This is a genomic window from Methylotuvimicrobium sp. KM1 (genome assembly GCF_044788715.1).
In the GTDB taxonomy this organism is placed as follows: domain Bacteria; phylum Pseudomonadota; class Gammaproteobacteria; order Methylococcales; family Methylomonadaceae; genus Methylotuvimicrobium.
Genome location: NZ_CP173170.1, coordinates 3568757 through 3594687, shown reverse-complemented (window position 1 = coordinate 3594687; position 25931 = coordinate 3568757). Strand labels below are relative to the sequence as shown.

The window sequence follows — 25931 nt, the reverse complement described above, 5'->3', positions numbered from 1 at the left end:
CGCTCCACCCGTTCTAGCTAATGACGTTTCGCCGCCTTAACGGGCGTCGAAACGTTTTTGTGTTTCACAGGCTTTCACTAAAAATGGCTTCACTCCTTGCGGTAGTTTTACTTTTTTTATCCGGCGTTGCAGGCTTGGGCTATCAACTGGTCTGGACGCGGATGTTCGCGGTCGGTTTGGGACACGAGTTAACTTCTATGTTGGCGATTGTGGCCGCATTCTTCGGGGGATTGACCCTAGGCGCTTTTTTATTAGACAAACGGATCAGCGTGAGCCGGCGTCCTGCCCTATGGTATGCCGGCCTGGAATTGATCATCGGCCTTTGGGCCTTGTGTAGCGCATTGGTTATTCCCACAGTCAACGATTGGGCGCGGGCTTGGCTTGGTGTCGAGCCGGGCTTACTGCATTTTTGGGGCGTTGCCTTCATCGTGCCGTTTTTTGCTTTACTTCCGGCAACTCTGGCTATGGGTGCAACACTGCCGGCGGCCGACCGTTGGTTAGCGCAAATCAAGGCCGATCCGCGTCAAATAGCGCTGGCGTATTCGGTCAACACGGCCGGTGCAGTGTTGGGCGTGCTGGCCGCAAGCTATGCCTTGATGCCGCTATTAGGATACCGTCATACATTGCTTGCATTGGCATTTATCAATGCTTTGGTCGCGTTATCCGCCGGATTGTTTTACTTTCGAAAGTCTGAATTACTACTCCCTGGAAAAACGAGCGTCAAAAAGACGCATAAACAACCGGCGCCGCTGTTTTGGCGCTTGTTGATTACCGGGTTTTTGGGTATCGCCTATGAAGTCGTCACGGTTAGGGTGATGGCTCAGGTGCTCGAAGGCACCGTTTACAGTTTTGCAGCGGTGCTGGCCGTTTATTTGACCGGCACAGCAATCGGCGCAGGGCTTTATCACCGCTTCGGTCGCAACCGCGATAGAGATCGCCTGTTGACCAGCTTGTTGTTCTCGTTGAGTTTAGTTTGTCTCGCCGGACTTTCGGCGCTTTATCTAACGCATGGTTTATATTGGTGGGTAAGAACCGGCCTCGGCGATAGTTTAGGTGCGGTGCTGTTGGCCGAATTGACCGTAGCCTTACCGGTTCTGTTGCCGCCGACCTTGATCATGGGTGCCTTGTTTAGTCATCTAGCGCAATCGGCCCGGCATGTTACGGGTGGCATCGGTTGGGCCTTAGGTGTCAACATGGCCGGCGGTTTAGCGGCCCCTTTGGGCGCGGGTGTCGTTTTGGTACCGCTGCTCGGTGCCCAATGGACATTGATCGGCATTGCATTGGCTTATTGGCTGCTATTACCTAAGTTTTCGATGATATCCCGCTGGGCTTATGTCTTCCCGGTACTACTTATTGTGTTATTACCCGGACGTTTGCAAATCGTAACTTTGAGGCCCGGCGAATCGGTGTTGGAGTACCGGGAGGGTGCAATGGCCTCGGTGGCCGTAATCGAACAGCAGAACGAACGCAATCTTCGCGTCAACAATCGTTTCCAAATGGGCGGAACAGGCGTTCGCGCACAGCGCCTGCAACGCATGCAAACTCATGTGCCAATGTTATTGCATCCGAAGCCGGTTGATGTTCTGTATCTCGGCGTAGCGACAGGCGTAACCGCCGGCGCCGCGCTGACTCACCGAGAATCTCGCATCGATGCGGTCGAGTTAGTGCCCGAATCCTTGGCGTTATTACCTTATTTTTCGCCGTACAATGCCGAATTACACGAGAATCCTCGTGTTCGTCTTTATGCGTCCGATGCCAGACGTTATGTTCGAACGTCGTCTCAGCAATATGATGTAGTGATAGGGGATCTATTTCATCCCGGCCGCGATGGCGGCGGTCTGCTCTATACCCGAGAACATTTTCAAGCGATTGCAGAGCGATTGATGCCGGGAGGGCTCTATTGCCAATGGCTGCCTCTGTATCAAATGGATGATTTAATGCTGCGTTCGGTGATCAAAACCTTTCAATCGGTGTTCGGTAAGACCGAAGCTTGGTTGGCGGGTTTCGATTTGGGCTATCCCTCACTGGCTTTAATTGCATTCTCCGGGGATACGGCTAGTTCCGACGTTATCGACCGCACGATCGGCTTCAACGAATCGTTACGTCAACATCTGCATTTGGCGGCGGTGCGCAGTTCTGTGCAATTGGCGGGGCATTTTCTGGCCGATCATCGCGCGCTGGCCGATTATGCCAAAGGCGCGACGATCAATACCGACGATCACCCCGTTATTTTATTCGATGCGCCGAAGTTTACTCTCAAACGCGGCGTTGCTTCTTATGACTCCTTCGCAGCTTTGTTAAACACAATACAGTTCAAAGAAGCAAGCGCCTTGCCGTCCTTGAGCAGTGACGCCGATGCTGAATTTACCGATAGAGTCGATGCTTTCGTCAAGGCTCGTAACCTTTACTTTGCGACGATGATCGACCATAACGACGACGAAGCGGATGCATTGAAAGGCTATTTGCAATCGGTTGAAACCAGTCCCGATTTTACGCTGGCTTATGCCCAAATCGTCAGTATGGCGATCGGCAAAGCCCAAAAAGAACCGGAAACCGCGCGTCAATGGCTGGAAAAACTGATTGCGATCCGTCCCGAAATTCCCGGTGCGAGAGATGTGCTTTACCGTTTTACGGGTCTCTGAATCATGAAAATCCCAACCGTCATTAATTGGATAGCGTTAACGTTGAGCATTTTAACGGCCAGCGGTATGCTTTGGGCATCCGAAGCGGATGACTCTGAAAACGGCGAGACTGTTTTCGAAAGTGCTGAACAAGGCTCGATGGAAACAATCGAAAGCACCCAGCCCGAAACCGGCGAATTCGATGTGGAACTTGAAAAAATGGTCATCGAAGGCATCGCGCCGACGGCCGATTCGACATCCGAGTTATCCGATATCGATTTACGCTTGAAATCGGCCGGTACCTTGGGCAAAACCTTGGAGCGCGAACTGGGGGTTTACAATGCGTCGTTCGGGCCGGGTGTCGGTCAGCCGATCATTCGCGGCATGGGCGGCCCGCGGGTTCGCGTAATGCATGACGGGATCGGATCGCACGATGCGTCGGCGATGAGCCAGGATCACGCGGTCGCGGCCGAGTCGTTACTGGCCGATAGCATTACGATTCACCGGGGGCCGGCGACCTTGCGCTACGGTAGCGGTGCGATCGGCGGCGTCGTCGATGTCAAGCATAAGCGCATCCCCGACAGCGTTCCGTTAAAACCGATCGAAGGCACTGCCGAATACCGCTATGACCACAATCCCAAAGAAAATGCCGGCATGGTCGGCATCGACGCCGGTAAAGGCAACGTTGCCGTCCATCTCGATTATTTTCAACGCGGCAACGAAAACACACGGATTCCAGGCTACGCGCTGGACGAAGCGGCAGTACGCGAACAACTAAAAACCGGTGCGGCGTTGAACAACAGCAAGGGCGAAATCAAAAACACCGATGGAGAAAGCCGAGGCGGTTCGGCCGGTATTTCCTTGATCGGCGATCTCGGCTATATCGGAACTAGTTACAATCATACTTACAAGGAATACGGTTTGCCGCCAGGAGACCCGGGCGGCCACAGTCATGTCGGAGTGGCGCCGGGCGGAAGCGATCAAGCCGAAGCGATGCGTTTTGCAATGGAACAGCGGCGTTACGATGTCGAGGCCATGCTGTTCAATCCTATGCCTTATATCGAGTCAGTGTCGGTCAAGACCGGTTATGTCGATTACGAACATGAAGAAGGCGAACCCGGATTTTCGGTGTTGTTTACTAATGAGGTTTTGGAAACCCGCTTCGAGCTCGAGCATCGATTCATCGATCAGTGGTCCGGTTTTTTGGGTTTGCAATGGCAAGACCGCGAATTTTTGGCTGAAAACCTGGTTCCACAGTCGCAAATCGATTCGTTGGGTTTGTTTTTTACCGAAAAACTAGATCTGTTCGATGAGTTGACAGTGGAGTTTGGCGGCCGTTATGAACGTCAGGTTACCGAGCCCAATGAAAAATTGTTGATTTCCAATTGGTTCGGCGGAACGCAACAGTTGCCGACACGTAAATTAACGCACAAGCCCAGCTCTTTGGCGGCCAGCCTCACCTACCGTCCCTTCGAAGGCGGCTCCGTTTATTTAGCCTGGCAGAACGCCGAGCGCGCGCCGGATATTCAAGAAATGTATTCGTTCGGTCCGCATCCGGCCAATCGCAGTTTCGATATCGGCCGTTTGAATTTGGCGGTCGAACGGGCCAGTAATCGTGAAATCGGGATTCGTTACGATAATGCCCTGATATCATTACAAGGCAATGCTTATCAAAAGGATGTCAAAGATTTTATTTATCAGGAAAATCTAGGGCTTTTTTTTCAATCGGATACGAATACCTTGAAAGCGGCTTGTACCGACGGATTGAGAGGCTGTTTTCCGATCTACGGTTTTCGCGGCGACGATGCGGAATTTTACGGTTACGAAGCGGAAATTAAATTTCATCCGATGTTCGATTGGGGCACGCCGCATCTGACGCTGTTTTCCGATTACGTTCGCGGGCGCTTTAAGGACAGGGCGCTGGGTGACGTGCCGCGCTTGCCGCCGCAACGTTACGGATTCGAGGTCGGTTTGCAGAAAAACGCTTGGCAGGGCGCGCTACGTTTTACTCAAGCCTTGGCGCAAGACAGGCCCGGAATCGATGAAACCGAAACCCCTTCTTATCACCGTTTCGATCTTGACGTTTCTTATGACTGGCATGCAGATTCCGGGCAAAGAGTCCTTCTGTTCGGAAAGGCCTCGAATCTGAGCGACTCGCCGATTCGCAATTCCACGTCTTTTTTACGCAACATTGCGCCGGAGCCGGGAATGAGTTTGGAAATAGGTTTCCGAGCCTATTTTTAGTGGCGAAACAGACGAATGAGCGAAGGGAAGCGAAAGCTTAAAATATTCCATGCAATGTTATAGTATAACGTTTATTATTATTTTATTTTGTAGAGTTCAAAATCAAAACGGCTATTTGCACCAAGCCTCATGCAATCGGGAAACCGTTTAACCTAGAAAAAGCATTCCACTATGAAGAATAAGAAGTTAATTCAATTACTTGTTATGGGTTTATATAAAACTTCCGTTCACTCAAAAGGTTAGTGGGAATGTTTAGGTAATCTCTTGAAATACTACATGAGCTTCATGGTTAAACAGCCGAATTTAGGTTTAATTTTTGTAGTATCAACTTTTTGACTATAAGGCCCTCAAGGGGCAGGAGAATACAATGAGTGTGTCGATTAAACCCATCGTTTGGCCAAGCTTGTTGCTGGCTGCGGTCTTTTTTATACCACCTACTCAGGCGTTGGCGTCATTTCATCAAGATATCGAGATTTCTCGTGTCGGGTCAAAACTTCAAGCCGGGTTTTGCTCGAAATCGGAACATGGCTGCGATATCGTCGGTGTCGAACATTTAGGTCTTCCGCCCAATACCTTGCCGACCGATTTTGCAACCGGTAAAGATATTTATGTTACCGATTTTACGCATTATGTATTTTCCGGACAACATGCAACCGACAACCCCGGATTTCAATCAGCGGCCGGGGCGCTTCCAGGCAATGAGGTCGTTCAATATAAAGCTCTCGGAGTCATGGAGTTTTGGAACCCGACTACAGGCGCCTGGGATATTGCACCGGATAATGTGCAAATTAGGCTGGCTGGTGGCTTAGTGCAAAAAACGGTTGCCGATCAAAGCTGCGGCCTTTTTTTCTGTCCGCCAAAAACCACGTTTGAAAATAGCTTTACGATCTATTCCGGTAAAGGGGTGTCGGGTGCAGAATCTTTGATAGTTGGCCGAGCCGCTGCCAATGGCTCATTCCATTCGCATTTGGATTGGTTTTTGGAAAGAACACCAGGAGCAGCTAATGGCGGTCCTGCCGGCGCTTATTTGGTGGAAATGAGTTTGTTTTCGGATCAACGACCAACGCCATCGGATCCATTTTTTATCTTATTCAATAACCAGTTGCCTAATGACCGATTTCAAGCAGCGGTTTCCTCTCGGGTATTGGATCCAAGTTTGGCCGAGGTGCCTATACCAGCAGCCTTTTTCTTGATGGTCAGTGCTTTCGGATTATTGTTTAGTTGGCGTCAATTTCCTAGGTCGATTTTATAAGCTTTAGAAAAAGTGTATGGCGGCGCTTTAGTTAAGGAATTAAAAAAGGCCCTTATCGGGGCGGTAAGGGCCTTTTTTCGTTGAGCGAAGCGACCGTTAGCCTGGGATAACGTTCGCTGCGGTCAGGCCTTTCGGGCCCGATTCGATTTCGAATTGTACCGATTGTCCGGGGCTCAATGTTTTAAAACCTTCTCCCTGGATGACTGAATGGTGAACGAAGACGTCTTCCGTACCTTCCGACGGTTCAATAAAGCCGAAGCCTTTCGTGTTGTTAAACCACTTTACAGTGCCTGTTGCCATTTTTTAAAACTCCTACTGATAATAACTTACTGTGTGACGCAGAACGACCTGATTGATTGCCGGACATCAACCTACTCCCTTTTGATTGAAAATCGTTTAAGAATAAAAAGGTATGGGATGTGTCATTGAGGATCCAGCCCCTAAATTATCGAAATTCGATCCAGCAACTAAATCGTTTGGAATTTAGGGGCTGGATGAACCCATCCATGGGGGCTTGGCGGCAGCTCCCTGCTGCCGACATCCTCGCTAGCCACACACCACATCTTCATAAAGTTAGTCAATTTTTGAGCATAAAGGGAGTAAAACAGGTAGGCGTTCACTCAAGATCGGTTTTCTGATCGGGCAAAATTGTAGCTTTTTTTAAAGATTAATACCATTAAAGGTTTCGGTACATGCCGTCCAGCACCAGTGCATTCGGACTAACCATGCCGATAACCTTTCCGTTTTCGATAACCGGCGCGCGAACTAAGTTGTAGTTTGCAAAAAGTCGTGAACAAAGACGAATATCCATGTCGGGCGAGACCTGAATCACCGGGCAGCCCATGATCTCATAGACATTGACGCGGTCCGGCGCTTTATCCTTGGCTAGAACGTAGCGTGCGATATCGCCAGAGGTGACTAAGCCGTATTCGTCGAATTCATGGCGTTTATTGACAACCAATACCGAGGTTTTTTGCGACTTCATCAGCTTTAATGCATCGCTGACCGAGGCCGAGCCTTCAATCATCGAAAAGTCGGTTTTCATGACGTCTCTGACATGAATGATTTTAGTTTTATCGATCATATTTCGTCTTCCAGTTCTTGGGTTAATTGTTCGACTTGATGCATCACGCCGATCGCATCCTCGACATCGATTTTAAAAGCAATTCCGGTACCCGAGGTGGCATCGAATTCGGCGGCTTTTGCGATTTTTTCAAGGATATAGCGGCTCAAATGTTCCTCGACCAGGAACATTAAAACATCCCGTTGAGTTTCCAGGGTCAGGCCGAAAAAGGTCTTGGATTGCTTCATGCCTTCGCCTCTGGCATGGTTGATCACGGTCGCGCCCTTGGCGCCGCTTTTTCGGGCAGTATCGAGCACAAGATCGGTTTTCGAGTCTTCAACAAAAGCGATAATTAATTTGAAACGCATGGCTTTCCTCAGTTATTTGGATGAGCTTTGATTGGATGAATTTCGTTTTTTATTGCGCCACTCGGCGAGCTGTGCATAGGCCAAAACGGTAATAATTGGAAATAAACTAGCAAAAGCGATTAAACCGAAACCGTCAAGTAAGGGATTGCGTCCCGGTACGGTCGAAGCAAGCCCCAAACCCAATGCGGCGACTAATGGTACGGTCACGGTTGACGTTGTGACGCCCCCCGAATCGTAGGCTAATCCGATAATGAGTTTAGGCGCGAAGACGGTTTGGATAATTACAACGATATAACCGGCAATGATGTAATAATAAAGTTCGGTTCCGGTAACAATACGATAGGCGCCTAATGAGATGCCGAATGCAACGCCGATCGATACCGCGATTCTAAGCCCCCATGCGCCGATTGCACCGCCTGATATTTCCTCGGCTTTAACCGCGACTGCCAGCAGCGAAGGTTCGGCCAATGTCGTGGCAAAACCGATGGAAGCGGCAAATAAATAGACCCATAGATAGTTATGCCAATCGGCTTGTTCTGTATCGGCCGCAATACCGAGAAATTCCGGCGCGGTCAATTGCGTGGCCATCAATTCGCCGAGCGGAAACAGCGCCATTTTTAAACCGTCCAGAAAAAACGTAATACCGATTAGGACATTGACGAAACCGAGAAAGGTTCGTGCCGGATGAAGAATGGGTTTACGAATGACCAATACTTGAAAACCGATGATAATAGCTACTATCGGCAAAACGTCGCGGCAGGTTTCCAAAAAGCCTTGAGAAAAATGAATTAACCAATCGATCATACCAACATCCCGTAAGCCATGACGAACATCATTGGTGTTAGCGAGGCGAAAGCAATAAGACCGAAACCGTCGATCATCGGATTGCGGCCTTTGATAGAACTGGCTAAACCGACACCTAAAGCGGTCACTAGTGGTACCGTTATGGTTGAAGTCGTCACGCCTCCGGAATCGTAAGCAATGCCGATGATTTCAGCAGGAGCGAACGGTGTCATCGCGACAATCGTACAATAGCCGCCGATGATTATATAGTGCAGAGGCCAGCCTCGGATAATTCTGAGTACGCCTATTAGGATAGCGAAACCGACAGATGCTGCAACAGTCAGTCTTAAGCCGAGAGCGTATTGATTGATGGCGGTTTCGGTGTTTTCGATGACATCGCCTTTTGCTGCAACATTGGCCGCTTCGCTCGCTACGGCAATCAACGCCGGTTCGGCCACGGTCGTGCCGAAGCCGAGACAGAACGAAAAAAACAACAGCCAAAATAAGCTGCCTTTTTTGGCAAACGCATAAGCCATCGACTCGCCAATCGGAAACAGGCTTTGTTCAAGGCCGAGCATAAAAAATGTCAGGCCCAGTACAACAAATAAGGAGCCAACGATTAAATTAAGTACATCGGGAATGGGTTGTTGAATGACCGCGATTTGAAAAACCAATACCACGACCAAAATAGGGGCTAAATCTAAAAAACTGCTGAAGATCTGTTTGACAAAACGATTATTGCGCAAAAACATGATTACTCCTTGTAGACCTTAAGATTCTATCGTAATGGATGCGGGTAAGGCTAGTTTGGGGGAAGAAAAGTGAAAGGGGAAAGGGGAAAGGGGAAAGGGGAAAGGGGAAAGGTGAAAGGTGAAAGGTGAAAGGTGAAGCGAAAAAGGAAATTTTTATTATCGTTCCCACGCTCCAGCGTGGGAATGCAGCCCTGGACGCTCCAGCGTCCAGTAACGACAGAAAAGAGCTGAAATACTTTTTCTACTCCCTTTTGATTAAAAAACCGTCTAAGAATAAAAAGAATGGGTGTGTCTAACGAGGACTCCAGCCGCTAAATTATCGAAATTCGATCCAGCAACTAAAACATTTGGAATTTAGGGGGTGGATGAACCCGTCCATGGGTCTTAGTGGCAGCTCCCTGCTGACGACATCCTCGCTAGCCACACCTCATCCCTTCATAAAGTCAGCTAATTTTTGAGCATAAAAGGAATAAGATTAACGCAAATATGGCCGGGAAAAGTGTAATTTCTCTCGGTGAGCTTGAAAAACAGCCGGTTACCCTCCATGTTAGGAGTAATATAAAAATTCACCGATGAGGTAAACAACATGAGAATGGACAAATTGACCAGCAAGTTTCAGATGGCGTTAGCCGATGCGCAAAGCTTGGCTTTAGGCAAGGATCATCAATTTATCGAACCGGCCCATGTAATGCTGGCGTTATTAAACCAGGACGGCGGCAGTATTCGGCCGCTGTTGTCGCAAATCGGCGCGAACCCGAATATCGTGCAGGCTGAATTGACTAAGGTGCTTGAACGCACTCCGACCGTTTCAGGAATCGGTGGCGACGTGCAGATTTCCAACGAATTGTCGCGCTTGTTGAATGTGACCGACAAGCTCGCGCAAAAACGCGGCGATAAATTCATCTCGAGCGAATTATTCTTATTGGCTGCCTGCGAAACATCCGGCGCTCTTCAAGATATCCTAAAAAAAGCCGGCGTGACGAAAGCGTCTGCCGAAAAAGCCATAGACAATGTCCGTGGCGGACAAAACATCGACGATGCCAACGCCGAGGAGCAACGTCAAGCCTTGAGCAAATACACGATCAATCTTACCGAGCAAGCCGAACAAGGCAAACTCGATCCGGTGATCGGCCGCGACGACGAAATCCGCCGCACGATTCAAGTCTTGCAGCGCCGCACCAAAAACAACCCGGTACTGATCGGTGAGCCCGGAGTCGGCAAGACCGCGATTGTCGAAGGTTTGGCACAGCGTATTGTCAACGGTGAAGTCCCGGAAGGCATCAAGGGTAAGCAATTATTGGCTCTAGACATGGCTGCATTGATCGCCGGCGCGAAATTCCGCGGCGAATTCGAGGAGCGCCTGAAAGCGGTGTTGAACGACATTGCGAAACAACAAGGCCAAGTCATTCTGTTCGTCGATGAATTGCATACGATGGTCGGTGCCGGCAAGGCCGAAGGTGCAATGGATGCAGGCAATATGCTTAAACCCGCTTTGGCGCGCGGCGAGCTGCATTGTGTCGGTGCAACGACGCTCGACGAATACCGCAAATACATCGAAAAAGACGCGGCCTTGGAACGTCGTTTCCAAAAAGTCCTGGTCGACGAGCCGAACGTCGAGGATACGATCGCAATATTGCGTGGCCTTAAGGAAAAATACGAAGTGCATCATGGCGTCGAAATCACCGACCCCGCGATCGTCGCGGCTGCAACGCTGTCGCATCGTTACATTTCCGATCGGCAATTGCCGGACAAGGCGATCGATTTGGTCGACGAGGCGGGCAGCCGCATCCGCATGGAAATCGATTCAAAACCGGAAGCGATGGATAGACTCGAGCGGCGTTTGATTCAATTGAAGATCGAACGCGAAGCGCTGAAAAACGAAACCGACGATGCCTCTAAGAAACGCTTGGAAAGTCTCGAGGAAGCGATCGAGAATCTGGAAAAAGAATATTCCGAGTTTGACGAAATCTGGAAGGCTGAAAAGGCTGCGCTGCAAGGTACTGCCGCGATCAAGGAAAGACTGGAACAAGCCAGGTTGGAATTGGAAGTCGCTAGTCGCGCGAACGATTTGAGCCGCATGTCCGAGTTGCAATATGGAGTGATCCCCTCATTGGTCAAGGAACTGGATCTGGCTTCGCAAGCCGAAATGCAGGAAATGAAACTGCTTCGCAACAAGGTAACCGACGAGGAAATCGCCGAAGTCGTCTCGAAATGGACCGGTATTCCGGTCTCGAAAATGATGGAAGGCGAGCGCGATAAATTATTACGCATGGAAGAGCAGATCCAAAAGCGCGTGGTCGGACAAACCGAAGCGCTGATTTCGGTCAGCAACGCGATCCGCCGTTCGCGGGCGGGGCTTTCCGATCCTAATCGTCCGAACGGTTCTTTCCTGTTCTTAGGACCGACCGGCGTCGGTAAAACCGAACTGTGCAAGGCACTGGCCGAATTCTTGTTCGATACCGAGGAAGCGATGGTGCGCATCGATATGTCCGAGTTTATGGAGAAACATTCGGTCGCGCGTCTGATTGGCGCGCCTCCTGGCTATGTCGGTTACGAAGAGGGCGGTTATTTGACCGAAGCGGTGCGGCGCAAGCCTTATTCGGTGATCCTGCTAGACGAGGTCGAAAAAGCGCATCCGGACGTATTCAATGTGCTGCTGCAGGTACTCGACGACGGCCGTTTGACCGACGGGCAGGGACGGACAGTTGATTTCCGCAATAGCGTCATCGTGATGACCTCGAATTTAGGATCTGACCGTATTCAAGAGTTGGCCGGCGAGGAAAACTATGCTTCGATGAAGTCAGCCGTGATGGAAGTGGTTGGCTATCATTTCCGTCCCGAGTTCATCAACCGCATCGACGATGTGGTCGTGTTTCATCCTTTGGGCCGCGATCAAATTCGTGCGATTACCGATATTCAGATTCGCTATTTGCGAAAACGTCTGCTTGACCACGATATCGATCTCGATTTAAGCGAGGCGGCGCTGGATAAACTCGGCGAAGCCGGTTTCGATCCGGTTTACGGCGCAAGACCGTTGAAACGCGCGATACAGCATCAATTGGAAAACCCGCTGGCGCAGGAGATTCTTGGCGGAAAATTCGGGCCGGGCGACAAGATTGTTGTCGATGTCGAAGGCGGTATGTTGGCTTTTTCGAAAGCGGCTTGATTTCTCGAAGCCCTTGGCGCTTCCTCAGTCCCCTCTCAGTGAAAGGGCTGGGGAGAGGTTTTAGCTTAGGAAAGTTATTGCCATCCAAATCCATAGTCGATATGGATGGCAATACGGCTATTGAAAGAATCAGAAATCTTACAATATCGGCATGATCACAGTTTTGTCATAAAAACGTAACATGGCTCCTGCTAAAATCAGAATTTTATTGACCTGTAGAAGCATATGAGTAGATTGAGCGTTTTAGTCGTCGAAGATGAAGATGCTATCCGAGAAATGCTGGCGATGGTATTGGAGCAGTCCGGTTTCGAAGCGAGTCAATGCGCCGATGCCGAAGTGGCTAATTTGATTCTTCAGGAACGCACGCCGGATTTGATTGTGTTGGATTGGATGTTGCCCGGCATTAGCGGTATCGAATGGGCTAGGCGTCTTAAGAAAGACCAATTTTACCGGGAAATCCCGATTATTTTATTGACCGCTCGAGGCGAGGAAGAAGACAAAGTGCGCGGGCTCGAAATTGGCGCTGACGACTATATGACTAAACCGTTTTCGCCGAAGGAACTGGTTGCAAGAATACGCGCAGTGCTGCGTAGAACCGGTAAAATCCAAGACTTGGCGCAGATTACGCTTGGCGATATGATTCTCGACAGCGAGCAGCACCGCTTGACGATAGGCGACAAACAACTGGATGTCAGTCCGACCGAATTCAGATTGATGCAGTTTTTCATGACGCATCCGGACAAGGTCTATAGCCGCACGCAATTGCTCGATCAAGTCTGGGGGCGTAGTGTTTATATCGAAGAGAGGACTGTCGACGTGCATATCAGACGATTAAGAAAAATATTGGCCGAATACGGGCGGGAAGAACTGGTGCAAACCGTGCGCGGATTCGGCTACCGATTTTCGCTGATTAGCTAAAACCCAATGAATCCATGGATTAGGGAAATCGCAACTTTATCGTTACTGTTGCTTGCTGCAATCGTTGTCGGTGTTTTGGGGAAAATTCTTGTGCCGATGTTGTTTGTGCTGTTGGTGAGCATTTTGATTCGGCAATTCTATCAGATTTACCGATTCGAAAAATGGATAGACAACGGCGGTAGCGGTAGATATCCGAAGTCGACCGGTATTTGGGAGGCTATTTACTACCACGTTTACCGCATGAAAAAGCGCGAAAAAAAGCGCAAAAAAAAGCTCGGAAAAATGGTCGATCAATTTCGCAAGTCGACCGAAGCCTTGCCGGATGCTGCTGTTGTCCTAGGTCCTAGCGATGAAATCGAATGGACCAACAAAGCGGCAATGAAAGTGCTGGGGCTCGACAAATCCGACAAGGGTCAGCGGATACCTAACTTGATTCGTTTTCCCGAATTCACCCGCTACTTGGATAATCGCAAGTACGACGATGTGATCGTGCTCCCTTCGCCAGTTGATGCGAATGTGATGCTCTCAGTGCGAGTCGTTCCTTATGGAGTCGGCTTGCGATTGCTGTTGGCGCAAGACGTTACTCAGCTAAAAAAAATGGAAATTATGCGCAAGGACTTTGTCGCGAATGTGTCTCATGAGCTTAGAACGCCTCTGACGGTGCTGAAAGGTTATCTGGAGACGATCAAGGATATGGACGACGGCGAATCGGGACTTTTGAGTAATTCGATCAAACAAATGCAAAGTCAAACCGAACGCATGGAGCATCTAGTCGACGATTTGTTGTTGTTGACGCGACTGGAGACCCAGAAAAAGAAGGCTCAATGTGTCGATATTCCTAATTTGCTACATAAAATATGTAGCGAAGGCGCTAGTCTGAAAAACTCATCCGGACGTATCGAGTTCAAACTGGAAAGCCAAGTCAAAATAATTGGTGTGGAAGAGGATTTACGTAGCGCCTTTACCAATCTATTAATCAATGCCTTAAAGTATTCATCCGAAGACTCCATTGTCAATGTGCGCTGGTATGAGCATCAGGGCTGTCCGAGACTCGATGTGCAAGATCATGGCGAGGGCATAGCGGCATCGGAGATTCCAAGAGTCACCGAACGCTTTTATCGGGTCGATACCAATCTTAGTAAAAAACAAAGCGGGACCGGTTTGGGTCTTGCGATCGTCAAGCATGCGCTGCAAAATCATGAAGCCAAATTAGAAATAAAAAGCGAAGTCGGGAAGGGAAGTTGTTTTAGTTGTATTTTCCCTGGTCGTTTGGTTTGCAGAGATGAGAAGGATGTTGTTGCGTGAGCTCCGGAATTTCGTTTGTTAATAAAATCGTAGTGGCCGACTTAATGCACATATTAGGTTTAATCGTTATGCCGCTAGGGGTTATGATTAACAACAGTTCTGCTTACACACCATCCCTGGCGTTATGGAAACCCGCCAAGTATTAATTCTTAACTAATAGGGTTTCGTCGCAAGTAGCCGGCAAGCAATAATCCGCTCGAAAAAAGCCAAAACGCGCCAGGTAGGGGAACAGGAGAAGTATTGCTTGTTGAAAATTCAACAATGAATCCTTGTGTGGTAAAAACAATGCTGTTGCCGTCGAACCAAGAAGAGCTGGCATTCGTGTCGTTCCACCGTCCTATTAAATTGGCGTCCGACCACCAGTACATCAAATAGTCTTCATTAGCAGGTGTTTGGCCGGTTCCATCGTTCCAGTGATTCGGCTCTCCCTCGACCCAGTTGTAAAAACTAAATGCCTCCCCGGTTACCCATTGCCAATCATTATGAACCCATTCGCCGGCTTCTTTGAGCGTGCTGTTATTGAACCCGCCCAGGAAACGGCCTTCGCCGCCCAGTTGCCAAATAAAATCGTCTTCTTGCTGATTAGTTATTGTGGCCAAGTGCCCCGATACACCGTTATGCGTTAACGTTTCGGCGTGGGATTTTGCATCATTCCAGTCGAGGCGCCAGTCGTCGGTGAAGTCGACCAATAAATAATAATGTCCGTTTTCAGGGTTTAGAGTCACTGCATGAGAATGAAGTGAGGCTGTCGATAGTGCTAGAGCAAGAAGAACTCGGGCTTTTTGCGTCATTATAAAATTCCTATCCGGTTAAATTAAATAAAATAGTATACCTTTCGTACTTCAAATTTCGGTAGTGTCTGAAAAGGCACCCGGTGCCGAATTTTGATCTACTATGACTATACAAAGATCGGCGTGTAGTGTCGAAAACTGATAAAAGTATCTTCGAATATTATTACACGCAGATGTCAAAAAATTAGCATAATGCTCTAATAATATGTTTAAGCATTATTCATGCCCAAGTATTATGTCTTTCGTACTTCAAATTTCGACGATGCTTAAGGAGGCTCCGGTGCCGAATTTTGATTTACGATTAAGTCCTAAGGAATATGCACAAAATAACTGCTACAAGTAGTAGGCTTTGCGGCGATTCGGTGACTCGCTTGACAGGACGCCGTGAATACTTCCATGTAGGCTTGACGGCGGCTTTCCCTGCCGCCGACACCTGTCAATCGAGTCACCGAACCCCTTTCCAGAAGTTGTCGAAGTTATTTCATGCTCGTTCCTAAACTTGGATATGGCCAAAGGAGCTGACATTTTTGACATGGCTGCCGACAGATTAGTCACAAAAGGCAAATGGGTCGGCAGGCTGTCGGATTTATTGTTTTAATAAAGTATGATGCACTTGTTTAGCAAGTTGCCTCAACTAAAGCGTGATAACTCTAGTCATTACCGATATCCTAAGGCGTGGCTGGTAAATGATAGGGTATGGAATCTAACGACACGTAAATATTCAGTCCCCCTCTTTGAAAAAAAGGGGGGTTAGGTGGAGATTATTTAAATAAATCCCCCTCAATCCCTGAGGTATCCCCACAAAACGCTCGTTCCCACGCAGAGCATCACTGCCATTAAGTTAAGGGAAACCCGTCATTCCGCCATGGACTGGCGGAATCCAGTGCCATGGATGGCAAGCTTTTGAGGCACATTAGAGCCTGAATGCAAGCATTACTTATCTCTGTGACGGCTTAACTTAATGGCAGTGGCGCAGAGCGTAGGAACGATGATAAAAAATAAATATATCTATCAACCAATTTTCAGCCAAAAAATTGTTTTATTTGGCTATTTCGTGGGGATACCTCAGCCTCAATCCCCCTTTTTCAAAGGGGGAGGTAAAGTTCCAACTTATTTTAAATGCAGGGGCTGAACAATTACGACGACATAGGCTTAATACGAACCACGCTCTAATGAAGATAGATTATTTTCCGGTTGCGGTTGAAGACTCGGCATTTTATCGCTTTGGATGATTTTACCGTTGTCATCGAATTGAACAGTAATAAATTTAGCGTTTTGTAAATCGGTTAAGGATTTCGGGTCGATGCCGAAATGTCGAGCGAGTGCTTCGTTGGACACATTCGGTAACGGTGTGCGGCGATCCAAATTTCTAAAACGATAATAATTGTAGGCGGCCCAAACGGCCAAGGAACCGCCCAATAACGCGATGCATTTTAAAATGAAGGCCAAGTCTTGAAAGAGCAGTTCCACGCCACCCAGCTCGATCATTTGCAGATAAAACATATCGGCTCCCGCCCACCAGCCTAGCAATGTGATTACGGGTATCCATAGGTAAAACCAAAGGATCCAAAAAATAAAAGTCAGGGCGGCGGAAATATATTTTTGCTTTAAACTTTGCAGCGAAGGCGAATCGATGATTAAAGGTTTCATCGTATTCCTCTGTCAGGACTTGTCCAAGTTGCGCGGGTGTTGCGTTTTTTAAATAAAGCTTTCAGTAAGCCGACAAAGGTTGTGAAGACCGAAATTACCCAATAAACCAATGGGTACCAAATCATCCAATAATACGTTCGTGCAATGCCTTTTTCATAACGGGAATCGATCGCCAAGCTGAGCGCGAATTGAATTAAACACGTTATTCCCAGTAGTATCCCGCCCCAACTCGGTAACAGTGTCGGAATTTCGAGTGCTTTCGGGAGTTCGATAAAATATCCCAAGGCCCATAACACGAAAGTCGTTATCATCGTATACGACCAAAATACGCTGATGAAATATTCAAGATAAACCGCCCACATGCGCCGAGATTTCCAAAATCCTAGTTTGCTATAGTAACGCAGCAACACCTCCGATCCGCCTTGCGCCCATCGCAAACGTTGGCGCCAGAGTCCCTCATACGTTTCCGGCATTAAAATCCAGCATAATGCGTTAGGTTCATAGCGGATATCCCAATGATCCAATTGTAATTTCCAACTAATATCGATGTCCTCGGTAATCATGTCGTGACTCCAATAGCCGACTCTATGTAGCGCCGATTTTCTAAACCCTGCGATGACTCCGGAAACGGTAAAAATGCGGCCGTAAACCCGTTGCGCTCTTTTAATCATGCCGATGATCGCCGAAAATTCGCCGACTTGAATTTTTCCCAATAAAGTCGACCGGGTTCTAATACGCGGATTGCCGGTGACTGCGGCAACTCGAGGGCCGTTTAAAAAATGCATCATTATCCAGGCTGTCGCTTCGGGCGCTAAAAGCGCGTCGCCGTCGATACAAATTAAATATTCGTTCTTTGAGAATAAAGCTCCGGTGTTCAATGCTTCGGCCTTACCTTGATTGCTTTCTAAATTGATGACGCGCACTTGTTTATGTCGTTCGGCAAGTATCGATAGTTGCTCAAGCGTATCGTCGGTGCTGCCGTCGTTGACGGCGATAACTTCAAAATCGGGATAGCGTTGTTGCAATACAAATTCGATCGTTTCGGCGATATCACGGCCTTCGTTATGGCATGGAATGATAATAGAGACGGGGGGATAGTCGCTCAATTGAGGAACTTCATCGTGCCGGCAAGGGCTGTTCCTCTCGCGGCGGAAATAAAATATCAATGCCCCAATCATCCAGAGATATGCCATCAGCAGCGGATAATAGAAAGCAAAGCTCAACAAAAAATCGATGATCTCTTTTAGCGAGTCCTGTTTGAAAAACGAATTAAGTTCCCAAGTTACGTCGAGTGATGCTAAGTCATGAGAAAGATCTGCCCAAAAGCTTTCTACCGTTTTCGATTGGTTTTTTATCCAAGTTAAAAGGGATTCGATGAAGTTCATTAATAGAAGGGTTGATGCGATTGGCTTGATTAAAATAGTGGGTCGAGTATTGGGAAACGCTCAATGTTATTGAGCCATCATTTCTTTAAGAAGAGAAATCGGCGGATGGTTTTTATGAAAATCGTCGGGATAATAACCGTAATTAAGCGCATTCATCCGTTGTAAAAGGCGCATTTGGTCGGCTAAAATCGATGCCGGAATTTTTTGTTGGGTACGCCAATCCACCGATTGCAGTTCGAATACGGTCTTTTTCAAACCCAGCGGATGCTCAGACACTTTGTCGATGAGTGTTTCCAACCAAATCATGGGCTCTTCCGCTTCTTCCATGAACGGCATGGCCATTAACGCGGTGTAATCGTAATTAACCAAAAAGTCAGGTAGCGATTGCGCGAACCATTCGGAGCTTTCGGGATTTAGAACGACATTGGCATAGAGGTTTCGGGCGGTTTTGATGTCGGGCCGAAAATATCGGACTTTATTGGTAAGGTGATGCGTGAATTCGGTCAGTACGGTAATCTTTGCTTCGGTTTTTTCAGAAGGCTTTCGGTTTTCAAGATGAGCTAATGCCGGCGGGCTAACATCCTCAAAATCGTTAAGAAATGCGTCGTCATGAAATAAAAGTCCCGAGAAATGCGCTTGTTTCGCCAAGTCCTGATAAATATCGGCGATCAGTTGCCGTGCTTCCGAGTGATAGGGCGACAGACGCTTATAATTGTTTCGGCTAGGCTTCGGACGGCCGTTTTTTAATTCATGAACCCACCATTCTTCGGGGGCGCTAACCGAGAATGACAAAACCGGAAGCCAAGCGTAGACCGATACGCGAGTTTTCATGCGCAATTGCCACGCGACATAATTAAACAAATCCGCGCGCACCGGTAAATGTCGGTTCGGAAAATAAAGCGCATCGGCATTGCCGTCTCCGTCCGGGTCCGAGAAGGCTTGCAGATAGACTGTATTGACACCTATTTCTTTAATTCTATCGAGTAGTAAATCGAGATTACGCTGAATTTGTAGCGGTTCGGGGTCGTAAATATAGTCCATGTCGACATGAACCAATCGGATCGGTCGCTTGATTCTATTGTGTAGAAAAAGAGCCTTAAATTCTTCCATGTTACGTGCATGATCGATCGAATAGCGATGAACCAGTTGCATATCGTTAACGGAATTCCAGCCATCGTCCAAGGTCAATGAAACGGAGATACCCTGTATTGTTGCGAGTTTGATCGATTCCAGGCTATAAGAGCCGTAAGGCCAAGTAATGGCTTTAGGTTTTATGTCAAGGCGATTCCGCAAAATCCGAACGCTTTCGGCTATATCGCTCGATACGCGAGCTTGGAATTCGGTATCCGTTTCATAACGCTGTTCGGATTTTTTGAACAAACGCGTGGTCAAGGCCGGTTGCATGCTGCCTTGCGGATTACCTGGTATACCTCGATGCGAATCGTGGCTATGCGAGGCGATTTCTATCAATCCTGAATCAAGCATTTCTTTGAGTTGATTCCAGTTTAAAAAATGCTCTCTTAGCACTAACTTCGATCCATATTGTACCGACTGGTTGGTATCGGTCTCGAGCCAAGCAGTCACCGGACTGACGACAGCAGGAAAACCGAAAGCCTGTAGAATCGGAAAGACCGTGTCATGGACACTCGCATAACCGTCGTCGAAAGTTAACAACACAGGGTTTTCGGGAAGCTGCGTGTTGTTTTGTCGTGACTCGATCAGCGTCTGCAGACTGACCGGGTGAAAATTATTTTCTTTTAGCCAAGCGAATTGTTCGATGAGTCGGGCTCGTGTAATGGTGTATGGATTACCGTTCCATTCAGGTTGTACATCGTGATAACAAAGCGCGATAAAGGAACCATCCCCCAGAGCGAATCTCGAGAATAAAGTCATCGACACGATTTGGATGATCAGAAATAACCGGCGCATGGCTAGAATCGTACATTAAGATTAAGATACATAAACCAGCTTTCAGTCAGATTGCCGTCGTAATAATGATAGCCTCTGATGCCGCCGTACGCGATTTCTAAACGATCGGCCGTTTTCCAACGATGTTCGTACTGAATGTTGCCGACCGGATTGGAGCCGAAATATTGCTGCCAATATTGACCGATGGAAACCGCTAGGCGTTGGTTGAAAGCCGTTTCGTAAAAACGATAAGTCAACAAATCGTTATCCAGGGTCAGCGATACCGAAGCATCCTGTGCCGGGTTAAAGTAATATGCGTTCACGTTCCGATTCGGATTGTCGGGCGATCCGCTGTGCCGCGTATTGGTTGAGTAGCCGGCATTTAAATAAGTCGAGAACTTATAGAACGGCCCGCTATACCAACGTTCGTAATAGGCACCGTCGACACCGTACCGATTATTGCCGTCGCTGAAATGATAATAGTTTGCCGCCAAGTCCATCTGCCGCGACTCATGAAAGCGGTAAGTCAGTCTCGCTTGCGCCGATTTTGCCGTAGTTACGACTTTCTCATCGGCAAGTGCGGTCAACGCGCGTAAAGAGATTCGATTGTTGAGACTGTCCAAATAGGTGGAAATACGCCAATGATCGTCAAAATCGTAAGCTAAACCGAGTCCGACGCCGACCGCATTCTTTGCGAAATTATCGTAATGGACTTCGCCGGTGGCTAAAACATTAGTTCCGGCGAATTCCAGACCCAATCCATGCGTATTCAAATATCCGCGGCCTTCGGGTTGCGGAAATAAACCCATTTTCCAGGCGTTATGGATATAGACTCGATAATGATGCGCAATCGGACTGGAATATAAATAAGATTCGAGACTCATGTCTTCCGTGCCGATGTTAGGGTTGCCGACATCGTTGGTTTGGTTATCGCTAACTCCGCCGCCGGTGAACATTTTGAATTCCCAGCCGTTATGTATATTCCATAATCGCGCCTGCCGTTGTACCCCGGTATCGTCCGGGAAGGTGTCGTAAAGTTCTTGTACGCTTTGTTCTTCCGCCGGGTAGTTTCTTAATTCATGCAAAACCTTGGTTTGCACGACTCGCAATCCTAAGTGATCCGGCGATCGTTCCAGTGCCGGTTCAATTAGCCGCAGTGCTTTACGCGGCCAACCTCGAAAGTAATAAATGTCGGCTAATTTTGCTTCTATATCGGGATTATAGAGCGCGCGCCGGTACAAATCTTCCATTCGGCTTTGGCCTTGATAGAGTTTATCCGCGTAAGCCCTCATTAGGGCGGCTGTCATCTCGGGATAAATTTTGTCGGGATTATCCCGAACACGGGAATGACCGAGCTCGTCTTTAAATTCGAGGATTTCCGGTTGTTCTTCATTGAGCCGGTCCGCTAGCTCAATGGCCTGATTAAATTGTTCCGATTCCAGATAAGCATAGATCAACGAGGCTCGGGCATTGCGATTAGTTGGCGAATCTTCAATGATCGAAAGATAAAGGTCGCGGGCCCGTTTAGGCTGCCTGGTATAAAGATAAGCATCGGCAGCGGCGATTCGACTATAGGAAGGAATTTCAATACCTTGTTCCTTGAGTCGTTCGAATAATGCGATAACCTCCGGCATTTTGTTGCGGTTGCGCAAAGCGACCATCAAATCGAAATTGGCTCTGTCGAGCCAAATTTGCGGTTCGGACAATTCAAGCCCTGCGATCGATTCGATATTGGCTTCTACGGCTGAAATAGCCTTATCCATTTGTTGATAACGGTTGGGCTCGCCACTTGGAATACCGGCACTTTTTCTAATCAGCGCGGCTGCATAATCCCAGCGGAAGCCGGCCCACTCTTCGTCGGAAAAAGCGTCTTTATAGTGTCGGGCCGTCGTTAGTGCGTCTTCGTATTGACCGCTTGCTTGCAGAGCGAATGCCAGATTTCTTTGTATATCCGCTCGATCCGGTTGAATGGCCAATATTTTTCGATAGAGATTAGCGGCATTCGAAAATTTATTCCGGGTTTCATGGATCTGAGCTAAAAAGATCAAAATATCGAGTCGTTCGGGAAAAGCTTCGGAAAGCTCGGTTAAATAACTAATGGCCCGCTCATGATCGCCGCTTTGTTTCAACGTTAACCCAAGACCGAGCTTGGACTCAAAGCGGTCGGGAAATTTTTCGAGGACTGAACGATAAAGCATTTCCGACTGTTTGAAGTCGCCTGAATTTCTGGCTGAGCTTGCAACGGACTCGATGACATAGATTGGGGCGGCATCTAAATCGATGGAACGGCTAAGCTCGATGACTTTTTCGTATTGGTCGGTCCACGACAAAATTTGAACATAATCGTAAAGATAGCGGAGCGTTCTCGGATGTTCGGTTCGTAGAATTTGAAGTTGCTCCAATGCCTGTTGAGTCCGGCCGCTACGAGCGGCATCGAGTGCATCGCGATAAATCCTTTCTTCATTATGGACTTGTCCTAAAACACTTGAGGAAAAAAGGCTAATTATAGCCGTCAAAATCAAACCGGAATTCATGAATGTTTAGCGTTGGGATTAGGTTGAAACGGTAGTGTAAAGTAGAGCGGAGCCTGTATAAGGATAACTGGAGCCTATACAAGCATAGTCAAGACAAGTTGAATTATAGGAAGTTAATTTACGAACCAACTATGGATGGGGCTGTTGTAAATTAAAAAGGACGCATTGCCGAGACAGTCAATCGGCCGAGGCAACGAATGAAATTTCCGGCAAGCAAATCGAACATTCGACTTTGATCAGTCTTCCTGTGTGTCGATTGCGCAAAGGCCGGGACATACCGTCGGTACGGTTCATTGCATCGAACAGCGTCGCTTCCATTTTGATGACGTCGTGTTCGTGGTCGAATAAATAAAGCGTGGGTTTCATTCCGCCGCTTTCGATGAAGCGGTCGGTGTCGTGTAGCATGATTTTGGCATGCAACAGCTCGTGTAAAAGTGCGTCCGCGGGAGAAATATGGCAAGCCGGGTGGTTTTTGCAATCGCGATGCAGCCATAGCCTTGCGCCGATGCGCGGATCGAAAAATATCGTTGCCGACGTTACGGTCAGTTGGTTGCCATGGGCTTGTGTTTGCCAAGTATATTTTCGATAACGAAGTTTTAACTCTTTATCTTCCAGTAATTTTAATAGACCGATGGCTTCAGGATAGCTTGCATAATACCGGGCCATCTTATCGAGATCGGCGCGAATAGTCGGCGGGTCACCGGGTTCGCGAATGTATGCTTGCTGCAGTAAACGGCTGATTCGAACATGAGCATGCGGATCCGGCTTAACGTTTAAATGTGCGTCATGGACGGATTGAATGGGCATGGTTTTGGGCGGAGCAGAGCGGACCAAACGAACGATCGAGTGGTTTCCTTTTTGGATTCTAACCGTATTCAATCGATTTGACGGTTTGATAAGTTGCGAAGTGATTTCAGCAGTCACCTGCCGGCCGGCGACCTGTTCGGCTCGCGTATCGGTTGTCGCGATGAGAATGCCGAGACACAAAGCGAGAATAACCGCCGATTGTTGCCGCCGATCGGCATAAAGCGTTGCCGAACTTAATGTTCTGGCATCCTCCTTCAGAAAAATATCATGACGCCGCGTAATCTCGATTAGAGCTTGATAGGCTTTAGGATTTTTTAAACTAAGTTGGTTGGCGCAGACTAAGGACCGCTGCCCGTCAATTAGGCAAGGATGTAAATAATTGCAATCGGCGAAGCGTATAGCCCAATCTCTAAGCTTATCGACTAATAATTCATCATCTTGGGGCTGACCGTCGATTGGGCTAAGAAAAATGCGGTTAATGGCCGATAGAGCATCCATGGAATTCTCGAAGAATCTAAAAGTTACTGTTAGTTTAGTTCCAAATAGTAGTTATCCTAAATAGAGCAGTTGATGTGTGTTGTAGACCGTTCGTGCTGAGCCAAGTCGAAGCATGAAGGGTCTACAACACTTACACCAGCTTGGTGAAGCCTCAAACTACCCTTCACCTTTCGACAGGGATCTCCTGAGCGTAGCCGAAGGGCTCAGGGCGAACGGTAGTTTGAGACTCTTAACCACTCTTTTAAGGGTTATAGCTTTGTGCAAAGCGATCGTAAGTATGGATGATCAATCGATTACGAATTTATGTTTTAGATATGGCTATTTTCGCTTTAGTAGTTAATTGCTGTTTCCCGTTTTTTAAACTCAAAATATTTTTGAAATTGTTGGTGTTCATAGGCTATTAAGCCTAGGTGTAGGGTGCGCATCGCGCACCTGGGTCGGACTCTTGTCGGTTCGGCACCGTGGAAAGGTGCGCGATGCGCACCCTACGGCGCTATTAGCTTAGTTCCAAATAGTAGTTAGCGCAAAACGATCGGAAGCTTTCATAAACCCATGAGCGACGAATTCATGATTTAGGTATGGCTTCAATTCGATGATTGGGTTTGCGTGTCGGAACTATCCTGAAACGACGGCGATTGATATTTCTCAAGTAAATATTGCTTCAGCCAGGTTTCGGTATCGACATCGGATTGAGGACTATCGTCGATTTTTTGCAAGCGTTGTTTTAATAAGTGTTGCGGCGTCAAGAGCAACTCAATATCGGACATTGCGACAAACTTATCCGGGTGAACATTGTTGCCGTTTAGGATGTTGAAGAGCTGATGTTTTTTTAAAGATAAGCTGCCAATTAATTCCTCGCGAATGTCCAGCATTAGGGGTAGCAAATCGCTGCCGCTAAAGTCGTCTTCATGCAGGCACTTAAAGCGCTTTAGCATGTAGTTGATCGCAAAACGGTAAATATCTGACTCCCGTACATAAAACCGCGAAGCGGTGGCTTGAACCGCGTTACGAATACTATTCTCGATACGCAGTGAAATGATGTGTTTCAGTTCGCTCAATTTCTTATACCTAATTCAAAAATATTTCGGATTGACTAACGGAACGGCTTGAAAACGGCAAGTTATACTTCGCGCGGTCATGTTTGCGGCTTTTATGGCAATGCTATTTTGTTCGAGAGCAAGGCGCGAAAACAGGCGTTAAGCTAAGCTATGTAACTGTTTTCGCAACGCCGCTATCGGACAAAAGAGCGCGTCAGAAAACCGTAAATGTGACCGCGCGAAGTATATGTATTGTTATCCTAGAAAGAGCAGTTGGCATGTGTTGTAGACCGTTCGTGCCGAGCCAAGTCGAAGCATGAAGGGTCTACAACACCTTCACCGGCTTGGTGAAGTCTCAAATGATCTTTTTAGGGTTATGGGTTTTTGGATATATGGATATGCGTATCAAGCCGAACCTTTTAAACATAAACGAAAAATATGACAGAAATGCGACAATTCAAAACAGTCGGCGTATTAAAGGTGTTAGTTGTTTAAAACGTAATACGTTTCACGAAAATTTAACGAACCTGTAAAACTTTTGAACTAATGACTATGAAAAAATATGCGCAAGTTGAAACTTTGCGGATGCGGAGTGGATCCGGCGAGGGGGAGTGGGGCCGGCGAAGGCAATCATAACATGGGCGGTACTGATTGCCAGCGATTTAACAAGGAATAGGCAGTTTCCGGTTTTAGCCGGATATGCCGGGTGTGAAGATGTTGCCAAACCCGCCGCGAGGCGGGGACGGAAAGCTGCGGGTCTCTTATCAAGTATCAAGAGATAGCCGGGCCGCGACCATTTACTAGGAATGGCCATGTACCCCGGTTTGGTTTTTGTTAACAGACTTTACG

18 protein-coding genes and 1 riboswitch are annotated in these 25931 nt (G+C 47.8%); of the genes, 6 read left to right on the top strand and 12 right to left on the bottom strand.

Annotated elements, in window-relative coordinates:
• The first annotated feature begins 83 nt into the window (after nt 1-83).
• The 3 genes from ACINK7_RS15375 to ACINK7_RS15365 all read left to right on the top strand — a co-directional run bounded on the left by ACINK7_RS15375 (nt 84) and on the right by ACINK7_RS15365 (nt 6117).
• Entirely contained in the window at nt 84-2642 is a 2559-nt protein-coding gene (locus ACINK7_RS15375; RefSeq protein WP_404356541.1) for a spermidine synthase, read from the top strand.
• A 3-nt stretch (nt 2643-2645) separates the two neighbouring features.
• Nucleotides 2646-4865, top strand: coding sequence for a TonB-dependent receptor (locus ACINK7_RS15370; RefSeq protein ID WP_404356539.1), 2220 nt, complete (start codon nt 2646-2648; stop codon nt 4863-4865).
• Between the two features lie 367 nt (nt 4866-5232).
• Nucleotides 5233-6117, top strand: coding sequence for a hypothetical protein (locus ACINK7_RS15365; RefSeq protein WP_404356537.1), 885 nt, complete (start codon nt 5233-5235; stop codon nt 6115-6117).
• 96 nt (nt 6118-6213) lie between these two features.
• Here ACINK7_RS15365 and ACINK7_RS15360 read toward each other — a convergent pair whose 3' ends face one another.
• The 5 genes from ACINK7_RS15360 to ACINK7_RS15340 form a co-directional block, all read right to left on the bottom strand.
• A complete protein-coding gene (locus tag ACINK7_RS15360) occupies nt 6214-6417 on the bottom strand; it encodes a cold-shock protein (protein ID WP_014149436.1) in 204 nt (67 codons plus the stop codon).
• Nucleotides 6418-6793: 376 nt separating this feature from the next.
• Nucleotides 6794-7201 (bottom strand): CBS domain-containing protein, encoded by a 408-nt coding sequence (locus tag ACINK7_RS15355; protein WP_404356535.1) that lies wholly within the window; start codon nt 7199-7201, stop codon nt 6794-6796.
• Nucleotides 7198-7548, bottom strand: coding sequence for a P-II family nitrogen regulator (locus ACINK7_RS15350; protein ID WP_014149434.1), 351 nt, complete (start codon nt 7546-7548; stop codon nt 7198-7200). The genes ACINK7_RS15355 and ACINK7_RS15350 overlap by 4 nt, the downstream gene beginning before the upstream one ends.
• 12 nt (nt 7549-7560) lie before the next feature.
• Nucleotides 7561-8352, bottom strand: coding sequence for a DUF1538 domain-containing protein (locus tag ACINK7_RS15345; RefSeq protein WP_404356532.1), 792 nt, complete (start codon nt 8350-8352; stop codon nt 7561-7563).
• Complete coding sequence (locus tag ACINK7_RS15340; protein ID WP_404356530.1) at nt 8349-9083, bottom strand: DUF1538 family protein; 735 nt, start codon at nt 9081-9083, stop codon at nt 8349-8351. The genes ACINK7_RS15345 and ACINK7_RS15340 overlap by 4 nt, the downstream gene beginning before the upstream one ends.
• Nucleotides 9084-9669: 586 nt before the next feature.
• Between ACINK7_RS15340 and clpB the strand changes: the two genes are divergently transcribed.
• From clpB to phoR, 3 genes are all read left to right on the top strand, one after another.
• Nucleotides 9670-12249 carry an ATP-dependent chaperone ClpB gene (gene clpB / locus ACINK7_RS15335; RefSeq protein WP_404356528.1) on the top strand — a complete coding sequence of 860 codons (2580 nt, stop codon included), beginning with the start codon at nt 9670-9672 and terminating at the stop codon, nt 12247-12249.
• A gap of 225 nt (nt 12250-12474) precedes the next feature.
• Nucleotides 12475-13167 carry a phosphate regulon transcriptional regulator PhoB gene (phoB, locus tag ACINK7_RS15330; protein WP_017842696.1) on the top strand — a complete coding sequence of 231 codons (693 nt, stop codon included), beginning with the start codon at nt 12475-12477 and terminating at the stop codon, nt 13165-13167.
• 6 nt (nt 13168-13173) lie between these two features.
• The gene (gene phoR / locus ACINK7_RS15325) at nt 13174-14472 is read left to right on the top strand and encodes a phosphate regulon sensor histidine kinase PhoR (RefSeq protein WP_404356526.1); all 1299 of its coding nucleotides are present in this window, start codon (nt 13174-13176) and stop codon (nt 14470-14472) included.
• Between the two features lie 149 nt (nt 14473-14621).
• Here phoR and ACINK7_RS15320 read toward each other — a convergent pair whose 3' ends face one another.
• The 7 genes from ACINK7_RS15320 to ACINK7_RS15290 all read right to left on the bottom strand — a co-directional run bounded on the left by ACINK7_RS15320 (nt 14622) and on the right by ACINK7_RS15290 (nt 25103).
• On the bottom strand, nt 14622-15263 hold the full coding sequence (locus ACINK7_RS15320) for a hypothetical protein (RefSeq protein ID WP_404356524.1): 642 nt from the start codon (nt 15261-15263) through the stop codon (nt 14622-14624).
• Nucleotides 15264-16415: 1152 nt separating this feature from the next.
• On the bottom strand, nt 16416-16913 hold the full coding sequence (pgaD, locus tag ACINK7_RS15315) for a poly-beta-1,6-N-acetyl-D-glucosamine biosynthesis protein PgaD (RefSeq protein WP_404356522.1): 498 nt from the start codon (nt 16911-16913) through the stop codon (nt 16416-16418).
• Nucleotides 16910-18298, bottom strand: coding sequence for a poly-beta-1,6-N-acetyl-D-glucosamine synthase (pgaC, locus tag ACINK7_RS15310; protein WP_404356520.1), 1389 nt, complete (start codon nt 18296-18298; stop codon nt 16910-16912). Before pgaC ends, pgaD begins: the two co-directional genes overlap by 4 nt.
• 66 nt (nt 18299-18364) lie before the next feature.
• Complete coding sequence (gene pgaB, locus ACINK7_RS15305) at nt 18365-20227, bottom strand: poly-beta-1,6-N-acetyl-D-glucosamine N-deacetylase PgaB (RefSeq protein WP_404356518.1); 1863 nt, start codon at nt 20225-20227, stop codon at nt 18365-18367.
• A 2-nt stretch (nt 20228-20229) separates the two neighbouring features.
• On the bottom strand, nt 20230-22740 hold the full coding sequence (gene pgaA, locus ACINK7_RS15300) for a poly-beta-1,6 N-acetyl-D-glucosamine export porin PgaA (protein WP_404356516.1): 2511 nt from the start codon (nt 22738-22740) through the stop codon (nt 20230-20232).
• Between the two features lie 177 nt (nt 22741-22917).
• Nucleotides 22918-24045 carry a hypothetical protein gene (locus ACINK7_RS15295; protein ID WP_404356514.1) on the bottom strand — a complete coding sequence of 376 codons (1128 nt, stop codon included), beginning with the start codon at nt 24043-24045 and terminating at the stop codon, nt 22918-22920.
• Between the two features lie 584 nt (nt 24046-24629).
• Complete coding sequence (locus ACINK7_RS15290; RefSeq protein WP_404356512.1) at nt 24630-25103, bottom strand: hypothetical protein; 474 nt, start codon at nt 25101-25103, stop codon at nt 24630-24632.
• A 688-nt stretch (nt 25104-25791) separates the two neighbouring features.
• Nucleotides 25792-25877: riboswitch (cyclic di-GMP riboswitch) on the top strand.
• Nucleotides 25878-25931 lie beyond the last annotated feature (54 nt).